The organism is Martelella mangrovi (genome assembly GCF_040545495.1).
Lineage (GTDB): Bacteria > Pseudomonadota > Alphaproteobacteria > Rhizobiales > Rhizobiaceae > Martelella > Martelella mangrovi.
The window spans coordinates 431,880-453,607 of record NZ_JBEPLY010000003.1 but is presented as its reverse complement, the minus strand read 5'-3'; the positions used below and the strand labels follow the sequence as shown (position 1 = coordinate 453,607).

Sequence of the window (21,728 nt, the reverse complement as noted above, 5' to 3'; positions counted from 1 at the left end):
CATCGAGCCGCAGCCGGTGGTGCTATTCCGCAGCCTTGTCGTCGGCGCGCGCGGCGTCTTCATCGCTGTCGGCGTCGGTCTCGTCGCGCTCCAGCTCGTAGGCATAACCTTCGAGCATGGTATAGGCCTGCTCGATCACCTCGATCTGCGCTTCGGCATTGCGGATTGCCTCGGCAATCGAATCACTTCGCGCACGCAGCATTGAGCCGAGCACATCGGTGCCCGAACTGTCGCGTTTGCGGCGCCCCAGCCGCGCCATGTGCTTGCGCACGCGGGCACGGTGACGCTCCAGCTCCAGAATGTGAAAGCGGCTTTTCAGAATATCGTCGGAAAGTTTGCGGCGCATCGCCGCCACGGGATCGAAACTGCCCGGCTCGCGGTCGTCCAGTATCATCTCGTTGACGAGCGGCTCCAACAGCAGCAGTCCCTTCAGATCCTTCGCGTCCGCAAGCTCGGGATCGTAACCGGTATCGTCAAACACCTTGCGCCGGACAGGATCCTTCAAAAGGTCATAGGACGCCTGCAGGCGGGCAAAACGCTCCTCGTCGCCGCCGCTGTCGGGATGGGCTTCCTTGGCAAGCCGCCGATAGGCCGCCCGGACGGCCTTCTCGTCGCAATCATGGTCTACGCCAAGCACTTCGTAGGGGTCGATCAAGATGTTACCCGTCTCGCCATGTCTATAAAATCCCCCATGAACTACTCTTACCGCGCCCGCGGTTCAAGACGAAAGCCATTTATGTATAACCCCGCGCCGCCGGAATTCACCGAAATTGCCCGGTTTCGATAATACCGCCGAACGCCGACATCTCCGTGCCTTGAATTTGACATTGCACCGCCATAATTCTACACAACGGAAGCCGTCAAATCGTTAAACTGACGATATACAAGACGGCCTTGTCGGACTCTACGGAGTCCTGGGGTATCGCGGACCATTTGCCGGGCGGCCAAGTCGCCCCGCGCTTTCGCTCGAATGCGAGAGTTGTCCCGATGGAAGCGCATGTTGCTGCCGGCGCCCCTTATGCGTGGCCCGCGCGGGTGGCACGCAGGCACAACCGAAGATCGGACGCCTCAGGGATCTTCATCCCCTGTTGCCGAATAAGGAAGAGGTATGACTGTCAAACTGACCGCGAAAAACGTTTCCAAGCTTTTCAATGACGACAGCGGCGAAGGGGCACGTCGCCTCGCAGCCGGAGAAAGCAAGGAAGAAATCTTCAAGGCCACCGGTGTTACCGTTGGCATCGACAATGTGAGTTTCGACGTTCAGGAAGGCGAAATCTTCGTCATCATGGGCCTGTCCGGCTCCGGTAAATCCACCATCGTGCGCACGCTGAACGGTCTGATCCCGCCGACATCCGGCTCGATCATGATCGACGATGTCGACGTCGCGACCTGCAGCAAGGAAGCGCTGAGGGATGTTCGAAGGCAGAAAATCACCATGGTTTTCCAGCACTTCGCGCTGTTTCCTCACAAAACGATTATCGACAATGTCGCCTTCGGCCTGAAGCTGAAGGGCATGGACAAGGAAGAGCGCCACAAGCAGGCCCGCGTCTCGCTTGCCAAGGTCGGCCTCGATGCCTATGCCAACAGCTATCCAAGCCAGCTTTCCGGCGGCATGCAGCAGCGTGTGGGCCTTGCCCGCGGGCTGGCCAACGATCCCGAAATCCTGCTGATGGACGAGCCCTTCGGCGCGCTTGACCCGCTGATCCGTCGCGAAATGCAGGACGAACTGATTGTTCTTCAGAAAGAACTGAAGAAAACCATCATCTTCATCACCCATGACCTCAACGAGGCGATGATCCTCGGCGACCGCATCGCCATCATGAAGGACGGCGCTTTCGTTCAGGTGGGCACTGCACAGGAAATCGTTTCGGAACCGGCCGACGACTATGTCCGCGCCTTCGTTTCCGATATCGACCGCAGCCGCGTGTTCAAGGTTTCCGACATTTCCAGCGATGCCGCCTGGGTCAAGGTCGACGCCACGGCACGCGATGCACTTCGCGTCATGGACAAGGCCAAGACCGACCTCGCCTATGTGGTCGAGCGTGGCGTTCCCGTGGGCCTGCTGATGCGGTCCGACGCCATGGAATGTCCACGTGAGACCCCGGTGCGCGAAGCCATGTTTGCAGAGCCGCCGACCGTTTCGGAAGAAGCCTATCTCAACGAGGTCTATTCGGCCGCCCAGGGCGGTGTTCCGATGGCCGTGACCAATGATGACGGCAAGCTCGTCGGCGTCGTCTCCCAGGACGATATCTTCGAACAGCTTGCTGCGGATCCGGAAGAGCCGTCCGCCGAGGGTGAAGAAACAGACGAGCAGAAACAGAAACCGGCTGCAGACCAGCCGGCCTCGGAATAAGCCGACAGGAGACCAGAGATTTGCTAGATCCATCGCAGTATTTCACGATCCCGTTCGACACGTGGGTCAACGACTTCGTCCGCGGCTTCCTCGTTCCCAATTTCCGGCCGTTCTTCCGCGCGCTTCAGGTGCCGGTCAATCAGGTGCTGATGGCACTCGACACCTTCCTGGCATGGATACCGATGCTGGCAATGGCCGTCATTTTCGCGCTTCTTGCATGGCGTATCGTCGGAAAGACCATGGCGATCGTTACCATTCTGGGTTTTCTTTTCGTTGATCTGATCGGGCTTTGGCCGGAGACGATGACAACGCTGGCCATGATCCTGACATCGGTGTTCTTCTGCACCATCATCGGCGTGCCCGTGGGCATTCTGGTGGCCCGCAGCGATACGCTCTGGCGCCTCGTCCGCCCGATCCTCGATGTGATGCAGACTGTTCCAAGTTTCGTCTATCTTGTTCCGATCGTTATGCTTTTCGGTGTTGGCATGGCGCCGGGCATCATCGCGACGATCATTTTCGCGCTGCCACCGATCATCCGCATGACCAATCTCGGCATCCGCAATGTGCGCACCGATTTGATCGAGGCCTCCGAGGCTTTCGGCGCGACCTATTCGCAAACGCTGATCGAGGTTCAGCTGCCGCTGGCCATGCGCACCATCATGGCGGGGTTGAATCAGACGCTGATGCTTGCCATGTCGATGGTTGTCATCGCAGCGCTGATCGGCGCAGGCGGCCTCGGACAGGTCGTCAATACCGGCCTCGGCCGGCTGGATGTTGGCGGCGCGACCGCCGGCGGCGTCGGCATCGTGGTTCTGGCCATCGTGCTCGACCGCATCACCCAGGGCCTCGTAGAGCCTTCCGATCCCAACCGGATGACGTTCCGTCAGGCGTTGGGAACTCTCTTCAGCGGCCAGAAGACGGCCGCCGATTAAGCACGGGGGCGGCCCGACGGCCGCTTTCCAGGGATCTCCGATCCCGTAGCCAAGGCGCCCTGCCCGCCACCGGCAGGCGGCGCGCCGCAACACGTAGAAACGGAGAAACACTCATGACCAACAACCTCAGCAAGCTTACCGCTGCCCTGATGATCGGCGCGGCCAGCCTTGTACCGGCTACCGCGGCATTTGCGCAGGAACCCGGTGACGGCAAGACCATCAAGATGGCCCAGGCCGACTGGGACACCGGCTGGTTCCAGGCTGAAATCTACAAGCAGATGTTTGAAGACCTCGGCTATTCCGTGACCGGCCCGATGACGCTCGGCGCTTCGGCCTTCTATCAGGCTGTCTCGCAGGGCGACGTCGACCTCTGGGTCAACGGCTGGTTCCCGCTGCACAGGACCTATGAATCGACCTTCGAAGGCAAGGCCAAGGTTGACGGCGCAGTTGCCAAGGGCGGCGCGCTCCAGGGTTACCTCGTCGACAAGGCGGCCATCGAAGAATTCGACATCAAGACGCTCGACGACTTCAAGCGCGACGAAGTCAAGGAAGCCTTCGACCGCAATGGCGACGGCAAGGCCGATCTGGTCGCCTGCCCGCCGGGCTGGGGCTGCGAACTGACGATCTCGCAGCACATGGAAGACTTCGATCTGGGTGACGATATCAACCCGATCAAGGCCGGCTACTCCGCTTCCATGGCCGATGCGATCGCCGCCTACCAGAACGGCGAACACATCCTGTTCTACACCTGGACGCCGAACTGGACCGTTGACCAGCTCGCCCCCGGCAAGGACGTGATGTGGATCGAAGTGCCGCAGAAGGAAGGCGTTGACCTGCCGGCCCCGGCCGAAGGTCTCGACACCTGCGTTGCCGATCCGTGCTACATGGGCTTTGTCGCCAACGACATCGTTCCGGTCGTCAATGACGAGTTCCTCGCCGACAACCCGGCTGTCGATGCCCTCCTGAAGGAAGTATCGATCCCGCTGCCGGATATCTTCGCGCAGAACTCGGCCATGAACGAAGGCGATGACGACGTTCAGGCCCAGGCCGCCAAGTGGATCGAGGACAATCAGGACCAGGTCAACACCTGGCTTGAAAACGCTCGCGCTGCTGCCAACTGATAGCAGCTGAAACGAGGCCGGAAGGACGGTTTGGCCGCCTTCCGGCCTTTTTTGTTGTCCGGTGGCAGCACGTTGCGGCGCCCGCCCCTGCCACCGGTCATATCCGACAAGAATACAGTTCCATCAAACGAGATTTTCATGAAGACAATGCTTCACACGCTGGCCCTGACAGCCATGGTCGGCGCCGCCGGCCTTGTTCCGGCAACGGCCGGCGCACAGGAACCCGGCAACGGCACCACCATCAAGATGGCACGCGCCAGCTGGGACAGCGGCTGGTTTCAGGCCGAAATCTATACCAAACTGTTCGAAGAACTCGGTTACAATGTAGAGGGGCCGACGACGCTCGACGTACCGCCATTCTATCAGGCGGTGATGCAGGGCGACGTCGACCTCTGGGTCAATGGCTGGTTCCCCGCGCAGGACACCTACAAGCCGGTCATGGAAGGCCAGGCCGAGGTTATCGGCACGGTCGTCGACCGCGGCGCGCTTCAGGGCTACATGGTCGACAAGGCCGCCGTTGAGGAATTCGGCATCGAATCGCTCGCCGATTTTGCGCGTCCCGAGGTTCGCGAGGCCTTCGACCGCAATGGCGACGGCAAGGCCGACCTCGTCTCCTGCCCGCCCGGCTGGCTGTGCGAACGCGTGATCGTCGAACAGCTCGAGGATTTTGGCCTGGATGACGATATTGCCACGACCACGGCCGGCTACAACGCCGCCATGGCCGACACGATCGCCAGCTACAATGCCGGCGAACATGTGCTCTACTACGCCTGGACGCCGAACTGGACCGGCTACGAGCTGAAAGCCGGCGAGGACGTGATGTGGATCCCGGTCCCGCAGGTCGAAGGCGTCGAGACGGTTCCGCCGGCCGAAGGGCTGGAAACCTGCGTCGCCGATCCCTGCTACATGGGCTTTCCGCCGAACGATATTCAGCCGGTCGCGCGCAAGGACCTGCTTGAGGCCAACCCGGCAATCGAATCGATCCTGACGACCGTCTCGATCCCCCTCGATGACATTTTCGCGCAGAACGCCGCGATGATCGAAGGCGACGACGACATCGAAGCCCAGGCCGACGCCTGGATCGCGGAAAACCGCGACGCAGTCGACGGCTGGCTGGAAACCGCCAGAGCCGCCGCCAACTAAGCGGTAGCGCCTCCTGTCAAACCGGAAAGCTCGGCCTTTGTTTTCCAAAGGCCGGGCTTTTTTTTTGCGGCTACAGCGCCCTTGCGCCGTCAATGTCCGTCGAGACTGATTCCGCGTGTTTCGATCCGGCAGACGAAGGTCACAACCGCACCGACCAGCGAGGTCGCGACCAGCCCGTAAAGCAGTGCGGTCGTTCCGATATCGGCAAGAAGAACCGGAAACAGGAACGCGGTCAGGCAGGCGCCGATCTTGGCAAAGGAGGCGGCAAAGCCCACGCCTGTGCCGCGAATATGGGTCGGAAACACCTCGCCGGCGATCAGATAGGTCTGCGCATTGGGCCCGAGATTGGTCATGAAATTGAACAGCATGAAACCGCAGAAAATCAGTGTAGTCTGGGTGGCGCCGGAATAGCTGCCGGCCTGAGCGGCGATAAACAGGCCTGCCGCGCAGCCAATGAAGCCGAAGACCTGAAGCCGGATACGGCCAATGCGATCGGCGAGCAGCACCGCGCCGATGATGCCTACAAGAAGCAGGATGTCGAGCAGAGCTGTTCCCTTGGCTGCAATCAGATCGTTGTGCACCAGATCGGCAACATTTTGAGCATGCGCGCGCTGATGGCCGACGGTGGCGGCAAGAATGGTCGGTGTGAAGATACCGATGCCATAGGTCCCGAGATCCTGTAGAAACCAGGGGACCGACGACAGGATCAACGCGCGCATATTGCGCCTTTGAAACAGTGCGCGATAGCCGCTTTTGGCCTCCCGCGCGGGTTTCGCCGGTTCGGAAACGCTCACCCGCGTCGGATAGGCCGGTTCGCGTTTCAGCAGTTTCTGCAGTTCCGTTTCGGCTTCCTGGCCGCGTCCGCGAACGGCAAGCCAGTGCGGGCTTTCGGGAATGAAGAACCGCCCGATGAAGACGGCCAGCGCCGGAACGATCGCAACGCCGTACATCCAGCGCCAGGCGCCGACCGACGGATCGAGCGTGAGGATCACATAGCCGAGCAACGTCCCGAAGATCGCGCCGACGGCCTGAAAACCGAAGGCCGACAGCACCAGCCCGCCGCGGGTCTTCGAGGGCGTACTTTCCGAAATCACCAGATGCGCGGTCGGATAATCGCACCCGAGCGCCAGCCCCATGCCGAAAAGACAGACGATCAGCCAGGCGAAATTCTGGGTAAAGATGATGGCCGTAAGGAATGCGATGAACAGGCCGAGTTCCATGATGAAAACCCGCTTGCGGCCAAACCGGTCGGCAAGCCCGCCAAGGGCACTTGCTCCGATCAGAATGCCGAACAGCGAGGCCGAGCCGACCATGCCGTGCTGGGTCGCACCCAACCCGAATTCCGAGGCCATCAACGGCATTGCGACGCCGGTCATGAACACCACAAGGCCCTCGAAGAACTTGCCCGCCACAGACAGCCACCAGATCAGCCACTGAGTGCCCGTCATCTTCGGCGCGGGCGCCTCGGTTCCGTCAACCCAGAACGGACGCTCATCAATATAGAATTGAACACTGCGCGCCGTTTTCACGCCGGCCGGATCGGTCGACATTTCATTCATGGAGGTTTCCTCTCGAATGTTGATGTAGCCTATACGGGAAACACCTAACCTCCGCACTTGTGAGTTTCATGACATCTGCGCGACGTCTGCTTGTCAGTCCGGCAGCTGCGCGCCCGGCAGACCGCCGAGTTCGGCCATTCTTGACCTAAGTCAATGAAAGCGACGCGCGTTTGTCGGCAAATGATTAAATAAACCGGTCGATTCAGCAGGGAGGAACGCATGACGGTCGAAACCCTCGCGACTGAATGCTTGGACAATCCATTGAAGCAGAAAATACCTCAGAACCCGCGGACAGCCAGCGGCACCCTCCGGTCGACACACAAGTCGATCCTGCGGTTGTGCGACGCTCTTGAAGCCGTGGCAGACTCCCTGCCTGCCAATGTCAACCGCAATGCCTGTCGGCGATTGGCCGATGACCTGGTCCCGACACTAAAGGACGCCCAGGAGACCGAAGAGATGCAGGTGTTTCCGCAGTTGCGCCACACGGCCGCCGGTCCGCAAGCGGCCGGCGAAGTGCTGGACCGCCTGACATACGAGCATTTCGAAGATTTGTGTTTTGCCGAAGAGGTAACGGAAACACTCAAACGGCTTTCATCTGGCGATGTGGTCAACACCGAAGCCGTCGGCTACATGCTGCGCGGCCTGTTCGGCGCCCTGCGGCGCCATATTGCGCTTGAGCAGGAGCTGGTGGCCAACCGCCTGCAACCGTGAAGATGGTTAGATGAAGACGCCGGCCGCTATCGCTTCCGGCGGCTCCAGCGATCATGATACCAGAGCCATTGCTCGGGATATTCCCGCACCCAGGCTTCAACCTTGTCGTTGAGCGCCTGTGCGGTTGCCGGCACATCCACGCTTCCCGCCGGTGTCATCGGAACCGGCATTTCCTCTTCAAGCACCAGCCGGAAACGGTTGTTCGGCAGCCGGATGCAGCGCGCGGGAAACACGGGGCAAGCAAACTGACGCGCCAGCTTGGCCAGCAGCGGATTGGTGCGCACATCCTGGCCGAAATACTGCGAGGTCATGCCGCGCTTGAATTTCTGGTCGACGAGCACGCCGACACCCCTGCCCGCCTCCAGCGCATTGGCAAGCGCGAAAGCCGAGCCCGCATGCGAGGGAACCAGCTCGCCCATGCGCTTGCGGCGGAAGCGGAACACCTTCTTGGCGATATAGGGATTGTTCGGCGGTCGAAACAGCACGGTCACATTCAGGCCGAACGAGGCAGCCGCCACCGGCAGAAGCTCGAAATTGGCCGTGTGGGCCGTGAACACGATGAACGGCTTGTCGCGCGCCAGCAGTTCCATGAAGCGCTCGACGCCCTCAACCTCGACCCGTCCGGAATCGGGATTTTCCGGATCGAAATCAAAGATTTCGTCGAGAAACACATATTCGGCGGCAAGGCGTCCGATATGCCCCCAGCTGGCCAGCGCGATCCGCTGGATTTCCGCTTCGTCCATGTCGGGAAAGGCCCGGTGCAGGTTTTCCAGCACCAGCTTGTGACGGCCGGTCAGCGGGCCGATCTTGCGCATTGCCCAATCGGCAAAGCGGATCGAGCCATCAGCCGGAAACAGCTTGAGAACCGAAAGCAGGCCAAAAACCAGATGTGCCACCAGCCATTGCTGAAACTGGCGGGTTTTGAGAACGATGCGGGTGATGAGGGATTTCACGAAATCAGATCCAGATTGACTGCGGGCAGCACGTTCACCGCCGCGCTGCCAGCCTTTTAACGGCGATTTCCGTTTGCGCCAAGCGCTGAGACGATGAAAGCTCAGTCGCCGATTTCGAGCACAATCTTTCCGAAAACCTGACGGCTTTCCATCCGTTCCAGCGCCTTGTCGATACCGTCGAAATCAACCAGCGTATCGATGACCGGATGAACGATCCCCTGCGCCATCTTCTGCATGGCATCGGCCATGTTTTCCATGCGGCAGCCAAACGAACCGAAGAATTTCAGCTGCTGCTGGAAAAGCATCATCAGATTGACGTTAGTGGAAACGCCCGACGTCGATCCGCAGGTCACAAGCCGGCCGCCGCGTTTCATCGACAGCATCGAGCCCGCCCAGGTATCCGCGCCGACATGTTCGAAGACGACATCGACGCCCTTCTTCTTGGTGATCTTGCGCACCACGCCTTCAAAGCGGTCCTCGCGGTAATTGATCACATGGTCGGCGCCGAGCGCACGGGCCTTTTCCATCTTGTCGGCCGAGCCGACCGTGGTGATCACGGTGCAGCCCATCTTCTTGGCCAGCTGGATAGCCGCCGAACCGATGCCCGAACCACCGGCATGGACGAGAATGCTCTCACCCGGCTGGAGCATGGCATTGTCGAACAGCATGTGCTCGACCGTGCCGAACGTAACCGGCGCAAGCGCAGCGGCAATCGCATCCACACCGGGTGGCGCAACGACAAGCTGGCGAGCGGGAATATTGATCCGGTCCTGGGCAAAACCGTCGAGATGAAAGCCGTGCACGCCGCCGACATGTTCGCACAGATTGTCCCGGCCCTCGCGACAGGCCTTGCAATGGCCGCACACCCGTGCCCCGAAGATCGAAACCAGTTGCCCGGGCAGGACATTGGCAACGCCGGGGCCGATGGCCTCGACAATGCCGGAGGCTTCCGCGCCGATCGTCAGCGGCAGCTTGCGCTTGGCAAAGGCCATGCCGCGCCAGCCCCAGACATCGATGTGGTTGAGCGCGACCGCCTTCGGCCTCAGCGTTACTTCTCCCGGTCCGGGCGCTTCCGGTTCGGCGACGTCCCGAATCTCGATCTTGCGGTCATCCGTCAGCTGCAATGCGCGCATTGGTCATTCCTTCGCAGTCTCGTCAAAGGCAGCATAACCTGCCCCAAAAAACCGACGCGTCCGCCCTCAGGACGGCTCGCGCGTCATCACCAGGCAGGCATTCTGCCCGCCGAAACCGAACGAGTTGGACAGCACGGAGGACACCGAGGCCTCCCGGCTGGTGTTCGGCACCACGTCGAGCTCGATCAGCGGATCGGGATTGACGTAGTTGATGGTCGGCGGCAACACGCCTGTCAGCATGGTCTGCAGCGAGAACACCGCTTCGACCGCTCCCGCCGCCGTCAGCGTGTGGCCAATCATCGACTTGTTCGACGACAGCGGGATGGAGGGCATCTTCTCCTCGCCGAAAACGGCCTTGAGCGCGGAATACTCCATCTTGTCGTTTTCCGGCGTCGAGGTGCCATGGGCGTTGATGTAATCAAGCTCGTCGATACCGAGCCCCGCATCCTCAAGGGCCGCCCGAATGGTCGCAATCGCCGGGCCGCCGTCAGGCGAAGACCGGGTGCGGTGGAAATGATCCGCCTTTTCGCCGCAGCCGCGAACGATCCCGTAAACCGTGGCGCCGCGGGCATGGGCGGCTTCCAGCGATTCCAGAATGAGCGTTGCCGCCCCTTCCGCAATCACGAAACCGTCGCGATCCTTGCTGAACGGCTTGGAGGCCTTTTCCGGCGGATCGTTCTGGGTTGAAAGCGCCGACAGCAGCGAGAAGCGCACCAGCGCCTCGGCCGTCACGGAGCCGTCTGTGGCCACGGTCATCGCCTTGTCGGTGCGGCCCTGGCGAATGGCTTCGACACCGAGCTGGATTGCCGTGGCGCCGGAGGCGCAGGCCGTCGACAGCGTGACCGGAAGGCCGCGTGTGCCGAACCGGTCGGCGATCCGCTCCGAAATCGAGCCGAACATGACGGCTTCGTGGAAGGCCGGATCGGCCTTTTCGCGCATGGCCGCCAGGAAACGGACATAGACGTCGTTGTCTTCCTGCGGCGGCGGTGCGCGGTCGCCCAGATCAAAACGCATCGACCATTCCGGCTCAACCGGCGGAGCGGCCAGAAACAGCGGCGCATCGAAATCACCGGAAAGCCCGGCCATTTCGAGGGCTTCCTCGATCGTCGCCTCGGCAAACGCATAGGAGCGCGCCACCGGGTTGGCTTCGGAGGCAATGAAATCCACCGTGCCGGCAATCCGCGTCGGCAGGTGGTCGGTGGGAAAGCGCGAAATCGCGTGGATGCCGGAAACGCCGCCGGTCAGCCGCGACCAGTTGTCCTGAAGGCCGCGACCGAGCGAGGTCACGACGCCCATTCCCGTTACCGCGACAAGCGGACGGCCAAGATGATCGGTAAATCTGTTACGCATCTGCCCGTCCTTTCTCAGTTTTCGCCGGCAAGCACGGCAACGCCTTCGCCGCGCTGCAGGCCAACATTGGTCACGGCGATCTTTTGTGCCGGCGCCGTCATCTGTTCTTCGCCTTCATTGAAGACGGGAACCGGGGTCTTGCTGTCGAGCGCCAGTGCGCCAAGCGCAATACCGAGGGGGAAGTTGGCTTCCATGGCATGGCCGGTAATACCGGTATAACCGCGCAACGGCGCATCCGGGAATGCACCCTTGAGGAAATCCGCCTCGCGCTTCGTCAGTTCGCTCAGGCCGGTGGCGCCGGAAAACACCGCCTCGCCCTTTCCGCCCTCAAAGCCCGCATCGGCGAAAAGCCGGCCAAGCCGCTTCTCGAGCCTGCCGTCATCGCGCTTGCCGCGGTCGCCTTCGACACCGCTAAGCGTTGCGTAGATATGCGCGCCGCGCGCTTCGGCATAGGCTCGCGATTCGAGCACCAGGAATGCACCGGCCGAGCCCATGACCATGCCGCCGTCATCTTCGGCCGCGCGATCCCAGAGCGGTTCCCATTTTCCGCGCGAGAGCGCGTGGACGGCTTCCATCATCAAAAGAATGTCCCGCCGCTCGGCAACATAGGACGCGCCGACGAGCGTATGCGTCGACTGGCCTGCCAGAATGCGGGCATAGGCGGTGGCCACAGCGGAAATGCCGGCAGCCTCTTCACCCATGAAGGTGCGCGACGAACCGGTGACCTTGTGAACGATGGAGATATTGCCAGCAACCAGATTGGCCAGCTGGGCCAGAAACAGCGTCGGACGCAGTTCCGTGGTCAGCTTCTCGTTGAGCAGAATTTCGCGGTCGGAGCGCTCCAGACCTTCATTGACGATCATGGTGTCGACGGCAATATCGCGCTCGCCGCCGCCGGCTGCCACGATCATGTCCATTGTCGAACAGACCTCTTCATTGCCCTTCACGCCGGCATCATCGAGCGCAAGACCGGCCGCATAGACACCGAGCCGCTGCCAGTTTTCCATCTGCCGCTGGTCGCCGCGCTTGGGGATCTGCTCTTTCCAGTCGATCTCGGGCAGCGGATGCACCGGATACGGCGCGCAGATTTCGCTGTCGATATTGATCTCGGGCGCAGCGCTGCCGGTCAGCATGGCGACATGCGGCGCCTGACCGACACCGAAACTGGTCACAAGCCCGATACCGGTGACAACGACATCATTGTCCGATTTCGTCATTTCAGGACCTTTCCACGGTCTGGCCGTTTTCGATCGCAGCGAACAGGCCGACTTCTTCAGCCCGTCGCCTGACGATCGGCGCCAGATCATTATCTTCAAAAGAGAGCGTTCTGAATTTCAGCTGCGCGCTGGCAACAGGCTTGCCGTCAGACGCGATCTTCGCCTTGGTCACGGCAAAGCCCGAGCCCTCGTGCTCCAGCGCCGCCTCGATCTCGAGAACGGCATGCGGCGCGACAAAGCTGCGCAGCTTGGCGCTGTCGACCATCATCAGAAACGGCATCGCAGAACAGTTGTTGACACCCAGAAGCATCAGGCCCGAGGCCTGCGCCATGGTTTCGATCAGCAGCACGCCGGGCACAAGCGGCATGCCGGGAAAATGCCCCTCAAAGACAGGGCTTTTTTCCGGCACCGTCGAGCGTGCACGAACCGTGCCGGCGGACAGGTCCACCGACACGACTTCATCGATCATCTGAAAATATTCGAGCAGCATGAATGCCTTCAGCCTCTCCCGCCTGCATCAACATCGGCCAGGAAGCGGACACCAAGGCAGGCACCGAAGCTTGTCCGCATGGAGGGCTGTCCGCGCAATCAGGACTCTTTGGCCGCCCTGAGTTCATCGATCTTGGCGCAGAGATTCTTCAGGATGAAGTACTCATCCGCATCGACCTTGCCCTCGTTGACTTCCTGAGTCCATTTTTCGAGCGGAATCTTGATACCGAATTCCTTGTCGATGGCAAAGACGATATCCAGGAAATCGAGGCTGTCGATACCCAGATCGTCGATCGTGTTGCTTTCCGGCGTAATCTTGTCGCGGTCGATTTCACTCGTTTCCGCAATGATATCGGCAACTTTATCGAATGTAGCGCTCACGCCCTGTACCTCTTCAATCTATCAATTCAGCCCTTCTCATAGGCAAAGATTGGCGAAAAGCCAATGGCCGCAAGGCGTCAGATGATGTTTTTTCGACATTTGATCAGACCGCAGCCGAATGCCGGCCCCGGCCGCCCTCAAGATAGGTATCAAAATGCGCGGCAACAGAGCGGGCAAACGGAAAAGCGTCTTTTTGCAGTCGAAATCCGAAAGCATCGAAGCTGCAGACATCCGGATTCTGCCGCGCATAAGCCCGCGCTTCCTCGATCACAGGCCCGGCCGCCGCGCCGAAGCGCGCACGCAACTCTGAGGTTGAAAAGCCATAGGCGCACATCACTTTTTCAATCACGAAACCACGCATCCGGTCTTCATCGTCCAGCGCTATGCCACGCACCACCGGCAGATCGCCGGCTTCCGCCAGCCGCCGGTATTCGCCGATCGCCGGCATGTTCTGCCAGTAACCCTGCGGCACATCGCTGATGGAGGATGCCCCAAGCCCGATCAGCGCATCGGCGCTTTCATCCGTATAGCCCTGAAAATTGCGGCGCAGCCTGCCGGACCTTGCCGCCCGTGCAAGGCTGTCGCCAGGAAGCGCAAAGTGATCGATGCCGATCGGGTCATATCCCGCATTCGCCAGCAATTCGCCGGCAAGGGTCATCTGCTCGAAACGGGCGTCGGCGTCGGGCAGCGCCTCTTCGGGAATCAGCGTCTGGTGTTTTTTCATCCACGGCACATGGGCATAGCCGAAAAGCGCGATCCGGTCCGGGCGCAACGATATGATCTGTTCGACCGTGTGCGTGAGCGTTTCGAGGCTTTGGTAGGGCAGACCATAAAGCAGATCGCAGTTGACCGAGCGCACGCCCCGCGCCCGCATGGCCGAAATCACCGCAGCCGTCTGCTCGAAGCTTTGCAGACGATTGATGGTCTTCTGCACCTTTTCATCGAAATCCTGCACCCCGAGGCTGGCGCGGGTCACGCCGATATCGGCAAGTGCATCATAGCGCGCGTCATCGAGATCGTTCGGGTCCATCTCGACGCTGATTTCGGCATCCTCGGCAAAATGGAAGGCCGTGCGCAGCCAGCCCATCAGCGCCCGCATGTCGGCGGGCTTCAGCATGGTCGGCGAACCGCCGCCCCAGTGCAGCGCCGTCACCCTGACATCGGGCGATACAAGCGCCCCGACCGTTTCGATCTCCCGCTTCAGGCTCTCCAGATAGCTGGCAATGGGCGCGTAACGGAGCGTGTGCTTGGTGTGACAGGCACAGAACCAGCACAGCCGGTCGCAATAGGGGATGTGGACATAAAGCGAAAGGCTCTGCCCCGCCTCCAGCCCGCGCATCCAGCCGGCGACATCGCCGGCGGAAATGCCGCCGTGGAAATGCGGCGCCGTCGGATAGCTGGTATAGCGCGGAACGGGTCGCGAAAACCGGGTCAGCAATTGCCTGCCTGATGTCATGACGGAAAACCCTCCTTCATTCGGGATAAGATTTTCGTTAACGCCTTGCACTCACCCCGGCTTTGACTTTAATCAAGAGATACATATGTAGACCGCTGACTTCAGCCGCTAAACGGTTGCGCGCCGTCAAAAGGGCGTCTAGAGCGGAACCGGAAAACAAAGACAGTCATATGACGTGGCTGCAGTTTGGTGAAACCATGGACGAAAAGCCGCATATCACAACTGACGAGGATGTCATACCGCAGGTCTGTCGGGCCTGCGAGGCGCGTCACGGAGGCATCTGCTCGGTTCTGAACGGCTCACAGCTTGCTGCTCTCAACAAGCATTCCGCAAAGCGGACGATCGATCCCGGCACCGAGGTTGTCGGCCAGGGCGAGAACGTCAACACCTATTCGAACATTCTGCGCGGTGTCGTGAAGCTGTCCAAGATGATGGCTGACGGCCGCCAGCAGATCGTCGGGCTTCAGTTCGCACCGGATTTTCTGGGCCGTCCTTTTTCGCGCGAAAGCTCGCTGACGGCCGAGGCCGCCACGACAACCGAGATCTGCGCCTTTCCGCGCGCCGCCGTCGAGCGGATGATCGCCGACACGCCCGGGCTGGAACACAAGCTCTACGACCAGTCGCTGAAGGAACTTGACGAGGCGCGCGACTGGATGCTGACGCTCGGCCGCAAGACCGCGCGCGAGAAGGTCGCCTCCTTCCTGCATCTGATCGCCACCCATATCGATCCGGAAGCCGATGACGGCTGCACCTTCGATCTGCCGCTGTCGCGCGCCGATATTGCCGATTTCCTCGGCCTGACCATCGAAACGGTCAGCCGTCAGATGACCAAGCTGCGCAAGGAAAAGGTGATTCTGGTGGAAAACAACCGCCACGTCACCGTGCCCGATATCGAGCGTCTGAACGAGGCGGCCGGCAACGACTGAGCCAGGCGGTTACCGGAAGGCCCGGCAACCGGCAATTACGCGAATCAGAGCCGGCTGATGATGTGCTTTTCGCCTTCGTCGTCGCTGTCGCGCTCGGACCACAGGGCCTCGATCGTCGGCACGATTTCATTGACATCGTCGATGAGGCGCGGACGCACCTGATGGCTGGTGTGCAGAAAACCCTGCCCGCTCATATGGTCGAGCAACTGGATCATCGGGTTCCAGAAACCATCGACATTGCCGAAGATCATCGGCTTGGAATGGCGACCGAGCTGGGCCCAGGTCATGATCTCGACGATTTCCTCGAGCGTACCGATACCGCCCGGCAGGGCAACAAATGCATCGGCGCGTTCGAACATGGTATGCTTGCGCACATGCATGTCCGGCGTGATCATCAACTCGTCGAGCGCTTCCAGCTGATGGCGGGTTGCCTCCATATCGACAAGGAATTCGGGGATGATGCCGACCACGTGGCCGTCATTTTCGAGCATGCCCTCGGCAACGGCCCCCATAATGCCCTTGGTTCCGCCGCCATAGACGAGGCGGTAACCGGCTTTCGCGATTGCAGTGCCCAGCGTCTTGCCGGCGGCCATATAGCTCGCCTCGCCGCCCGGTCTGGACCCGCAATATACACAGATGGATCGAATCGTATCATGTTCGCTGTTCATGGGTTTACTGAACCCCATTTGGCCATTGCCGGTCAAGTTGATTGCAAATCGATCACAATCGGGCGTTTACCCTGTTCACGGTTTCCCGCAAGTGCGAATGAAGACTTGTGTATAAACCTCACTATGACTAGCGTTTTCAGGGAACCGGCACCATGCGCATGGCGCCGTGTCTGGAGTGACGAATGAACAAGAACAACACACGTGTCATCATTGCGGTAATTATCCTCGTGCTCGTTGCGGCTGGCGCCTACTTCATGCTGCGCGACAACGATGGCGACGTCGCCGAGCGGCAGGATAGCGCACCGGCAACGCAGACGACCGAAAGTGCTGCTCCCGAACCCGACCATCAGCAGGATGCCGCCGAAAGCGCAGGCACGACCGCAGACGGCGCAGACGACGAAACCCGGCAAGCCACGCAGCTGCGTATCCCGACATTCGATGTCTTGCGCGTGGAACCCGACGGCACCGCCGTGATTGCGGGTGCTGCCGAACCGCTCGGCGTTCTCGACGTCAAGGAAGACGACACCGTTCTCGCCTCCTCCGAAGTCACCGACACCGGTGATTTCGTTGCCATTGTGGAAACGCCGCTGACACCGGGCGACCACCTGCTCTATCTCAACGTCACCATGCCCGACGGGCGCAGCGCGCGATCGCAGCAGACGGCAACGGTCTCGATCCCGGAAGACGACAGCGGCGAGCTTCTGGCGCTGATCACCGAGCCTGGCAAGGCCTCGGAAATCATCTCCGCGCCGGAACTGCAATCTTCGCTTCCCGACGATACGCTCGTGGCCACGACACCGACGGCCGGCGAAGACGAAGAAGCCGCTGAGACCAACGCCGGAAGTCAGGACAACGTCTCCGGCGATGATCGACAGGACACCGACCTTCCGGCCGTCAACGTTGAAACAGTTGGCGAAGGCAACGGCGCGCAGACAACGGCGGAACAGCAGCCCGCAGCCGACCGCGAGCCCGTTGATGCGACCGTCAGCATCAAGGCCGTGGAGATTGAGGACAACATGCTGTTCATTGCCGGCGAAGGCGCGCCGGACGCGATCATTCGCGGCTATATCGATGACGCATTTCTCAGCGATGGCTCCGTCAACACTGATGGAAATTATGTGCTTGAGGCGGAGACTGACGTTTCGGTCGGCGTTCACACCATCCGGGTCGACATGCTGGACGAAAACAATCGGGTGATCGCCCGTGCAATCGTGCCGTTCGACCGGCCGCCGGGCGACCAGATTGCCGCGGTTTCCGCCGACAGCGCCGGCACCAGCGCAGCACAGACCGACGGAACGCAGACATTCACGCAACCGCAGCTTCAGGGCAGCGACAATGCCGTCATCATCCGTCGCGGCGACAATCTCTGGCGGATTTCGCGCCGGGTCTACGGACGCGGCGTGCGCTACACCACGATCTACCTCGCCAACGAGACCCAGATCCTCAATCCGGACCTCATCTTGCCGGGTCAGGTCTTCTCGCTGCCCGGCCAGCCGCTGCCCGACAGCGAGGCGGAAACCATCCACCGCCGCCTGCTGGAAGGCATGCCGGTGGGACCGGAATATCAGCTTCCGCCGGAGGACCGGTAAGGTGTGAGGGGCCGCCACACGGCCCCTCGCCATTGCAATCGGCTGCAATCAGCCTTATCTGGCGATCCAAAGCCGCGCGTCTTGCGTTGTTTTCCCGACCCTGAACACATTTACAATGGCTCGGCCGATCGGCCTTGAGCCGAAGGATGATCATGGCAGAAGGCCAGAGAACCGTATCAGCGGATTCCGCCAATCCGTTTCACACAATCATCAATCTGTGGCCGTATATCTGGCCATCGGCCCGCCCGGACCTCAAGCGGCGTGTTGTCTACGCGACAATCGCGCTGGTTATCGCCAAGCTCATACTTCTGCTCGTGCCCTACTCCTTCAAATGGGTGACCAATGCGCTGACGGGCGAACTCGAGATCAACACAATTCTGCCGGCCTTCCTGTTTGGCGCCGTCACGCTGGTGCTGTTCTACAATCTGGCGCGCATCGGCCAGCTCGGCTTCAACCAGCTGCGCGACGCGCTGTTTGCCAGCGTCGGCCAATATGCCGTGCGCCAGTTGGCCTACCGGGTCTTCGTGCATATGCACCAGCTGGCGCTGCGCTTTCACCTTTCGCGCAAGACCGGCGGCCTTTCGCGCATCATCGAGCGCGGCACCAAGGGCATCGAAACGATTGTGCGCTTCACGATCCTGGCCACCCTGCCGACGGTGCTGGAATTCCTGCTGGTCGCCATCATCTTCTGGTGGGGTTACGGCTTCGACTATCTGGCGATTACCGCCGTCACCGTCGTGCTTTATGTCTGGTTCACGATCAAGGCCAGCGACTGGCGCATCGCCATTCGCCGCGAGATGAACGACAGCGACACCGACGCCAACACCAAGGCAATCGACTCGCTGCTGAACTACGAAACCGTCAAATATTTCGGCAATGAAGACATGGAAGCCTGTCGCTACGACAGTTCGATGGCCAAGTACGAGGTCGCGGCAACCCGCATCTGGACCTCGCTTGGCTGGCTGAACTTCGGTCAGGGCCTGATCTTCGGCGCCGGCATGACGCTGATGATGGTGCTGTCGGCGCTTGCCGTCAAAAACGGCACGCAGACGATCGGCGATTTCGTGTTCGTCAATGCCATGCTGATCCAGCTGGCCATTCCGCTGAATTTCATCGGTTCGGTCTATCGCGAAATCCGTCAGGGGCTGACCGATATCGAGGAAATGTTCAACATTCTCGAAGTCGATCCGGAAATCACCGACAAGCCCGATGCCGAGGACCTGCAGATCCGCCAGGGCGCGATAGCCTTCAAGGATGTGCACTTTGCCTATGATCCGGCGCGGCCGATCCTGAAGGGGATTTCCTTCGAGGTGCCCGCCGGCAAGACGGTTGCCATCGTCGGGCCGACAGGTGCGGGCAAATCGACGATTTCCCGCCTGCTGTTCCGCTTCTACGATGTCAATGAGGGCGCGATCACCATTGACGGGCAGGATCTGCGCGAGGTGCGCCAGCACAGCCTCAGGGAGGCGATCGGCATGGTGCCGCAGGATACCGTGCTGTTCAACGACACGATCGCCTACAACATCCGCTACGGCCGGACATCCGCGACCGACGAAGAGGTCAACGCGGCAGCGGAACTGGCACAGGTCGGCGATTTCATCCGTCAGCTTCCCGAAGGTTTCGACACCCAGGTCGGCGAGCGCGGGCTGAAACTGTCGGGCGGCGAAAAACAGCGCGTCGCCATTGCCCGCACCATCCTGAAAGCGCCGCCGATCCTCCTTCTCGACGAGGCGACATCGGCGCTCGATACCCAGACCGAGCGAGAAATCCAGGCCGCCCTCGACGTGGTTTCGAAAAACCGCACGACGGTCGTCATCGCCCACCGGCTTTCCACCGTCATCGGCGCCGACGAGATTATCGTGCTCAAGCGCGGCGAGATTGCCGAACGCGGCACCCATGGCGATCTGCTGGCCCAAAACGGGCTTTATGCGCAGATGTGGGAACGCCAGCGCGAAGCCACCCTTGCCGAGGAACATCTGCGCGAGGTCCGCGAAAGCGACGATATGGGCGTGATCATGCGGCTCGATCCGGCCAATTGAGGCAATTGCCGCTGCGGCCGGAGAATCATTTTCAACTCACATTGGAACCTGTAAGGTTTTCAAACGTCAAACATATTGGCGGCGGAACACAAGCAGCCCCGGGAGCCCGATAACCATATGACCGTTTTCGATTCGATCAGGAAGGCCATGGTGCCCATCCACAAGGAGGGTTATCCCTTCATCGCGATCTTCCTTGTCGCAACGCTCATTCTCGGCTGGATCGCCGATCCGCTGTTCTGGATCGGCCTTTTCGCCACACTCTGGTGCGCCTATTTCTTCCGCGATCCCGAACGAGTCGTTCCCCAGGATGACGACATCGTCATCAGCCCCGCCGATGGCCGCGTTTCCTCCATCAGCGAGGAAATTCCGCCGCAGGAAATGGGCCTGGGCAGCGAGCCCATGCTCAGGATCTGCGTATTCATGAACGTGTTCAACTGCCATGTGAACCGCGCGCCGATGGCGGGCACGGTTCGCGGCATCCATTACCGGCCGGGCAAGTTCTTCAATGCCGAACTCGACAAGGCGAGCGAAGACAACGAACGCAATGGCGTGGTGCTCGACACCGCCCACGGCGCCATCGGCGTTGTCCAGATCGCCGGTCTCGTCGCCCGCCGGATTGTCTGCTTTGCGGAAAACGGCGATGTCGTTGACGCGGGCGAGCGCTTCGGCCTGATCCGTTTCGGCTCCAGGCTCGACGTCTATCTGCCCGCCGGCACCACGCCGCGGGTTGCCGTTGGCCAGACGGCAACGGCCGGTGAGACCGTGCTGGCCGTTTTCGGTGATTTCGAACTGCCCGTTGCCGGACGGCGGATCTGATGGCCGACAGTGATAACGAAACGCCGCTTTCAACGCGACCGAAACCCGCCCCGGACCAATCCGGGCGCGGACCGCGCTTAAGGGAAATCCCGCTTCGCCTGATCATCCCCAATCTGGTCACGGTGCTTGCCATCTGCGCCGGGCTTTCCGGCATCCGGCAGGCAATCGAGGGAAAGTTTCCCGAAGCCGTGATGATGCTGCTGATCGCCGCATTTCTGGACGGGGTCGACGGCAGGCTGGCGCGCCTTTTGAAGGCATCGTCGAAATTCGGCGAGCAGATGGATTCGCTGGCCGACATCGTCAATTTCGGCATTGCCCCGGCGCTTGTCTCCTACATCTACCTGCTGGACGATGCCGGTACGCCCGGCTGGATTGCCGCCCTGCTCTATGCCATTGCCGCAGCCCTTCGGCTGGCGCGCTTCAACGTGATGGCCGACCGCAAGCGCAAGGCAAGCTGGCAGGGTGAATATTTCGTCGGCGTGCCCGCGCCTGCCGGCGCCATCATCGTGCTGTTGCCGGTCTATCTCGGCTTTCTCGGCATGCAGTCGAACCGCGGCATCGCCCTTGCCTGCTCGCTTTATACCGTCCTCATCGGCTTTCTGCTGATCAGCCGCCTGCCGGTCTGGTCGGGAAAGAGCCTCGGCCTCAATGTCCGCCGCGAATTCGCGCTGCCGATGATGCTGCTTGCGGTGCTCTCCGTCGCCCTGCTCGTTGCCTATACATGGCATGTGATGATTGCAGGCTCTGCCCTTTACCTGGCCGCCCTTCCGCTGGGCGCGCGCGCCTGGCACTCCAAATACGGCACGCTGGTGATGGAAGAGGATGATGATGTGGATGACGAGGACGATCCCGAACATCCGCGCAAGAACCGCCTCGACCTCGATATCTGAAC

20 protein-coding genes are annotated in these 21,728 nt (G+C 60.8%); 10 read left to right on the top strand and 10 right to left on the bottom strand.

Features of this window, described 5'->3' with window-relative positions; genetic code table 11:
- Positions 1–22: 22 nt before the first annotated feature.
- Entirely contained in the window at positions 23–655 is a 633-nt protein-coding gene (locus tag ABID12_RS06800) for a J domain-containing protein (RefSeq protein ID WP_354433591.1), read from the bottom strand.
- A gap of 453 nt (positions 656–1,108) precedes the next feature.
- Between ABID12_RS06800 and ABID12_RS06795 the strand changes: the two genes are divergently transcribed.
- The 4 genes from ABID12_RS06795 to proX (ABID12_RS06780) all read left to right on the top strand — a co-directional run bounded on the left by ABID12_RS06795 (position 1,109) and on the right by proX (ABID12_RS06780) (position 5,549).
- Positions 1,109–2,353, top strand: coding sequence for a quaternary amine ABC transporter ATP-binding protein (locus ABID12_RS06795; RefSeq protein WP_354433590.1), 1,245 nt, complete (start codon positions 1,109–1,111; stop codon positions 2,351–2,353).
- Positions 2,354–2,373: 20 nt separating this feature from the next.
- Positions 2,374–3,285, top strand: a complete 912-nt coding sequence (locus ABID12_RS06790; RefSeq protein WP_354433589.1) for an ABC transporter permease — start codon at positions 2,374–2,376, stop codon at positions 3,283–3,285.
- A 113-nt stretch (positions 3,286–3,398) separates the two neighbouring features.
- Complete coding sequence (gene proX / locus ABID12_RS06785) at positions 3,399–4,406, top strand: glycine betaine/L-proline ABC transporter substrate-binding protein ProX (RefSeq protein ID WP_354433588.1); 1,008 nt, start codon at positions 3,399–3,401, stop codon at positions 4,404–4,406.
- Positions 4,407–4,544: 138 nt separating this feature from the next.
- Positions 4,545–5,549: a glycine betaine/L-proline ABC transporter substrate-binding protein ProX gene (gene proX / locus ABID12_RS06780; protein WP_354433587.1), complete on the top strand. Its 1,005-nt coding sequence runs from the start codon at positions 4,545–4,547 to the stop codon at positions 5,547–5,549.
- 89 nt (positions 5,550–5,638) lie between these two features.
- Here proX (ABID12_RS06780) and ABID12_RS06775 read toward each other — a convergent pair whose 3' ends face one another.
- The gene (locus tag ABID12_RS06775) at positions 5,639–7,108 is read right to left on the bottom strand and encodes an MFS transporter (RefSeq protein ID WP_354433586.1); all 1,470 of its coding nucleotides are present in this window, start codon (positions 7,106–7,108) and stop codon (positions 5,639–5,641) included.
- A gap of 219 nt (positions 7,109–7,327) precedes the next feature.
- Here ABID12_RS06775 and ABID12_RS06770 point away from each other — a divergent pair, with 219 nt between their 5' ends.
- Positions 7,328–7,819 carry a hemerythrin domain-containing protein gene (locus ABID12_RS06770; RefSeq protein ID WP_354433585.1) on the top strand — a complete coding sequence of 164 codons (492 nt, stop codon included), beginning with the start codon at positions 7,328–7,330 and terminating at the stop codon, positions 7,817–7,819.
- A 26-nt stretch (positions 7,820–7,845) separates the two neighbouring features.
- Here ABID12_RS06770 and ABID12_RS06765 read toward each other — a convergent pair whose 3' ends face one another.
- From ABID12_RS06765 to hemN, 7 genes are all read right to left on the bottom strand, one after another.
- The gene (locus ABID12_RS06765; RefSeq protein ID WP_354433584.1) at positions 7,846–8,772 is read right to left on the bottom strand and encodes a lipid A biosynthesis lauroyl acyltransferase; all 927 of its coding nucleotides are present in this window, start codon (positions 8,770–8,772) and stop codon (positions 7,846–7,848) included.
- A 101-nt stretch (positions 8,773–8,873) separates the two neighbouring features.
- On the bottom strand, positions 8,874–9,905 hold the full coding sequence (locus tag ABID12_RS06760) for a zinc-binding dehydrogenase (RefSeq protein ID WP_354433583.1): 1,032 nt from the start codon (positions 9,903–9,905) through the stop codon (positions 8,874–8,876).
- 66 nt (positions 9,906–9,971) lie between these two features.
- Positions 9,972–11,255: a beta-ketoacyl-ACP synthase gene (locus ABID12_RS06755; RefSeq protein WP_106304566.1), complete on the bottom strand. Its 1,284-nt coding sequence runs from the start codon at positions 11,253–11,255 to the stop codon at positions 9,972–9,974.
- A 14-nt stretch (positions 11,256–11,269) separates the two neighbouring features.
- Positions 11,270–12,472: a beta-ketoacyl-ACP synthase gene (locus tag ABID12_RS06750; RefSeq protein ID WP_354433582.1), complete on the bottom strand. Its 1,203-nt coding sequence runs from the start codon at positions 12,470–12,472 to the stop codon at positions 11,270–11,272.
- Between the two features lies 1 nt (position 12,473).
- A complete protein-coding gene (locus ABID12_RS06745) occupies positions 12,474–12,962 on the bottom strand; it encodes a 3-hydroxyacyl-ACP dehydratase FabZ family protein (RefSeq protein ID WP_106304572.1) in 489 nt (162 codons plus the stop codon).
- Positions 12,963–13,060: 98 nt separating this feature from the next.
- Entirely contained in the window at positions 13,061–13,342 is a 282-nt protein-coding gene (locus ABID12_RS06740) for an acyl carrier protein (RefSeq protein WP_106304575.1), read from the bottom strand.
- A gap of 103 nt (positions 13,343–13,445) precedes the next feature.
- The gene (gene hemN, locus ABID12_RS06735; RefSeq protein WP_354433581.1) at positions 13,446–14,798 is read right to left on the bottom strand and encodes an oxygen-independent coproporphyrinogen III oxidase; all 1,353 of its coding nucleotides are present in this window, start codon (positions 14,796–14,798) and stop codon (positions 13,446–13,448) included.
- A gap of 197 nt (positions 14,799–14,995) precedes the next feature.
- Here hemN and ABID12_RS06730 point away from each other — a divergent pair, with 197 nt between their 5' ends.
- The gene (locus ABID12_RS06730; protein ID WP_106305188.1) at positions 14,996–15,724 is read left to right on the top strand and encodes a Crp/Fnr family transcriptional regulator; all 729 of its coding nucleotides are present in this window, start codon (positions 14,996–14,998) and stop codon (positions 15,722–15,724) included.
- A 44-nt stretch (positions 15,725–15,768) separates the two neighbouring features.
- Here the strand turns inward: ABID12_RS06730 and ABID12_RS06725 are convergent, their stop codons facing one another.
- The gene (locus tag ABID12_RS06725; RefSeq protein ID WP_354433580.1) at positions 15,769–16,392 is read right to left on the bottom strand and encodes an LOG family protein; all 624 of its coding nucleotides are present in this window, start codon (positions 16,390–16,392) and stop codon (positions 15,769–15,771) included.
- Between the two features lie 182 nt (positions 16,393–16,574).
- Here ABID12_RS06725 and ABID12_RS06720 point away from each other — a divergent pair, with 182 nt between their 5' ends.
- From ABID12_RS06720 to pssA, 4 genes are all read left to right on the top strand, one after another.
- Positions 16,575–17,981, top strand: a complete 1,407-nt coding sequence (locus tag ABID12_RS06720) for a LysM peptidoglycan-binding domain-containing protein (protein WP_354433579.1) — start codon at positions 16,575–16,577, stop codon at positions 17,979–17,981.
- 152 nt (positions 17,982–18,133) lie between these two features.
- Positions 18,134–20,020, top strand: a complete 1,887-nt coding sequence (locus ABID12_RS06715) for an ABCB family ABC transporter ATP-binding protein/permease (protein ID WP_319520342.1) — start codon at positions 18,134–18,136, stop codon at positions 20,018–20,020.
- A gap of 75 nt (positions 20,021–20,095) precedes the next feature.
- Complete coding sequence (locus tag ABID12_RS06710; RefSeq protein ID WP_319520343.1) at positions 20,096–20,836, top strand: phosphatidylserine decarboxylase; 741 nt, start codon at positions 20,096–20,098, stop codon at positions 20,834–20,836.
- A complete protein-coding gene (pssA, locus tag ABID12_RS06705) occupies positions 20,836–21,726 on the top strand; it encodes a CDP-diacylglycerol--serine O-phosphatidyltransferase (protein ID WP_106304590.1) in 891 nt (296 codons plus the stop codon). Before ABID12_RS06710 ends, pssA begins: the two co-directional genes overlap by 1 nt.
- The last annotated feature ends 2 nt before the right edge of the window (positions 21,727–21,728 follow it).

What these genes read in the sequence shown, in the direction of transcription:
- ABID12_RS06795 (WP_354433590.1), top strand. Translation starts at nt 1,109, where the DNA reads ATGACTGTCAAACTGACCGCGAAAAACGTTTCCAAGCTTTTCAATGAC.
- proX (WP_354433588.1), top strand. Translation starts at nt 3,399, where the DNA reads ATGACCAACAACCTCAGCAAGCTTACCGCTGCCCTGATGATCGGCGCG.
- proX (WP_354433587.1), top strand. Translation starts at nt 4,545, where the DNA reads ATGAAGACAATGCTTCACACGCTGGCCCTGACAGCCATGGTCGGCGCC.
- ABID12_RS06775 (WP_354433586.1), bottom strand. Translation starts at nt 7,108, where the DNA reads ATGAATGAAATGTCGACCGATCCGGCCGGCGTGAAAACGGCGCGCAGT.
- ABID12_RS06770 (WP_354433585.1), top strand. Translation starts at nt 7,328, where the DNA reads ATGACGGTCGAAACCCTCGCGACTGAATGCTTGGACAATCCATTGAAG.
- ABID12_RS06760 (WP_354433583.1), bottom strand. Translation starts at nt 9,905, where the DNA reads ATGCGCGCATTGCAGCTGACGGATGACCGCAAGATCGAGATTCGGGAC.
- ABID12_RS06755 (WP_106304566.1), bottom strand. Translation starts at nt 11,255, where the DNA reads ATGCGTAACAGATTTACCGATCATCTTGGCCGTCCGCTTGTCGCGGTA.
- ABID12_RS06750 (WP_354433582.1), bottom strand. Translation starts at nt 12,472, where the DNA reads ATGACGAAATCGGACAATGATGTCGTTGTCACCGGTATCGGGCTTGTG.
- ABID12_RS06745 (WP_106304572.1), bottom strand. Translation starts at nt 12,962, where the DNA reads ATGCTGCTCGAATATTTTCAGATGATCGATGAAGTCGTGTCGGTGGAC.
- hemN (WP_354433581.1), bottom strand. Translation starts at nt 14,798, where the DNA reads ATGACATCAGGCAGGCAATTGCTGACCCGGTTTTCGCGACCCGTTCCG.
- ABID12_RS06730 (WP_106305188.1), top strand. Translation starts at nt 14,996, where the DNA reads ATGGACGAAAAGCCGCATATCACAACTGACGAGGATGTCATACCGCAG.
- ABID12_RS06725 (WP_354433580.1), bottom strand. Translation starts at nt 16,392, where the DNA reads ATGAACAGCGAACATGATACGATTCGATCCATCTGTGTATATTGCGGG.
- ABID12_RS06720 (WP_354433579.1), top strand. Translation starts at nt 16,575, where the DNA reads ATGAACAAGAACAACACACGTGTCATCATTGCGGTAATTATCCTCGTG.
- ABID12_RS06715 (WP_319520342.1), top strand. Translation starts at nt 18,134, where the DNA reads ATGGCAGAAGGCCAGAGAACCGTATCAGCGGATTCCGCCAATCCGTTT.
- pssA (WP_106304590.1), top strand. Translation starts at nt 20,836, where the DNA reads ATGGCCGACAGTGATAACGAAACGCCGCTTTCAACGCGACCGAAACCC.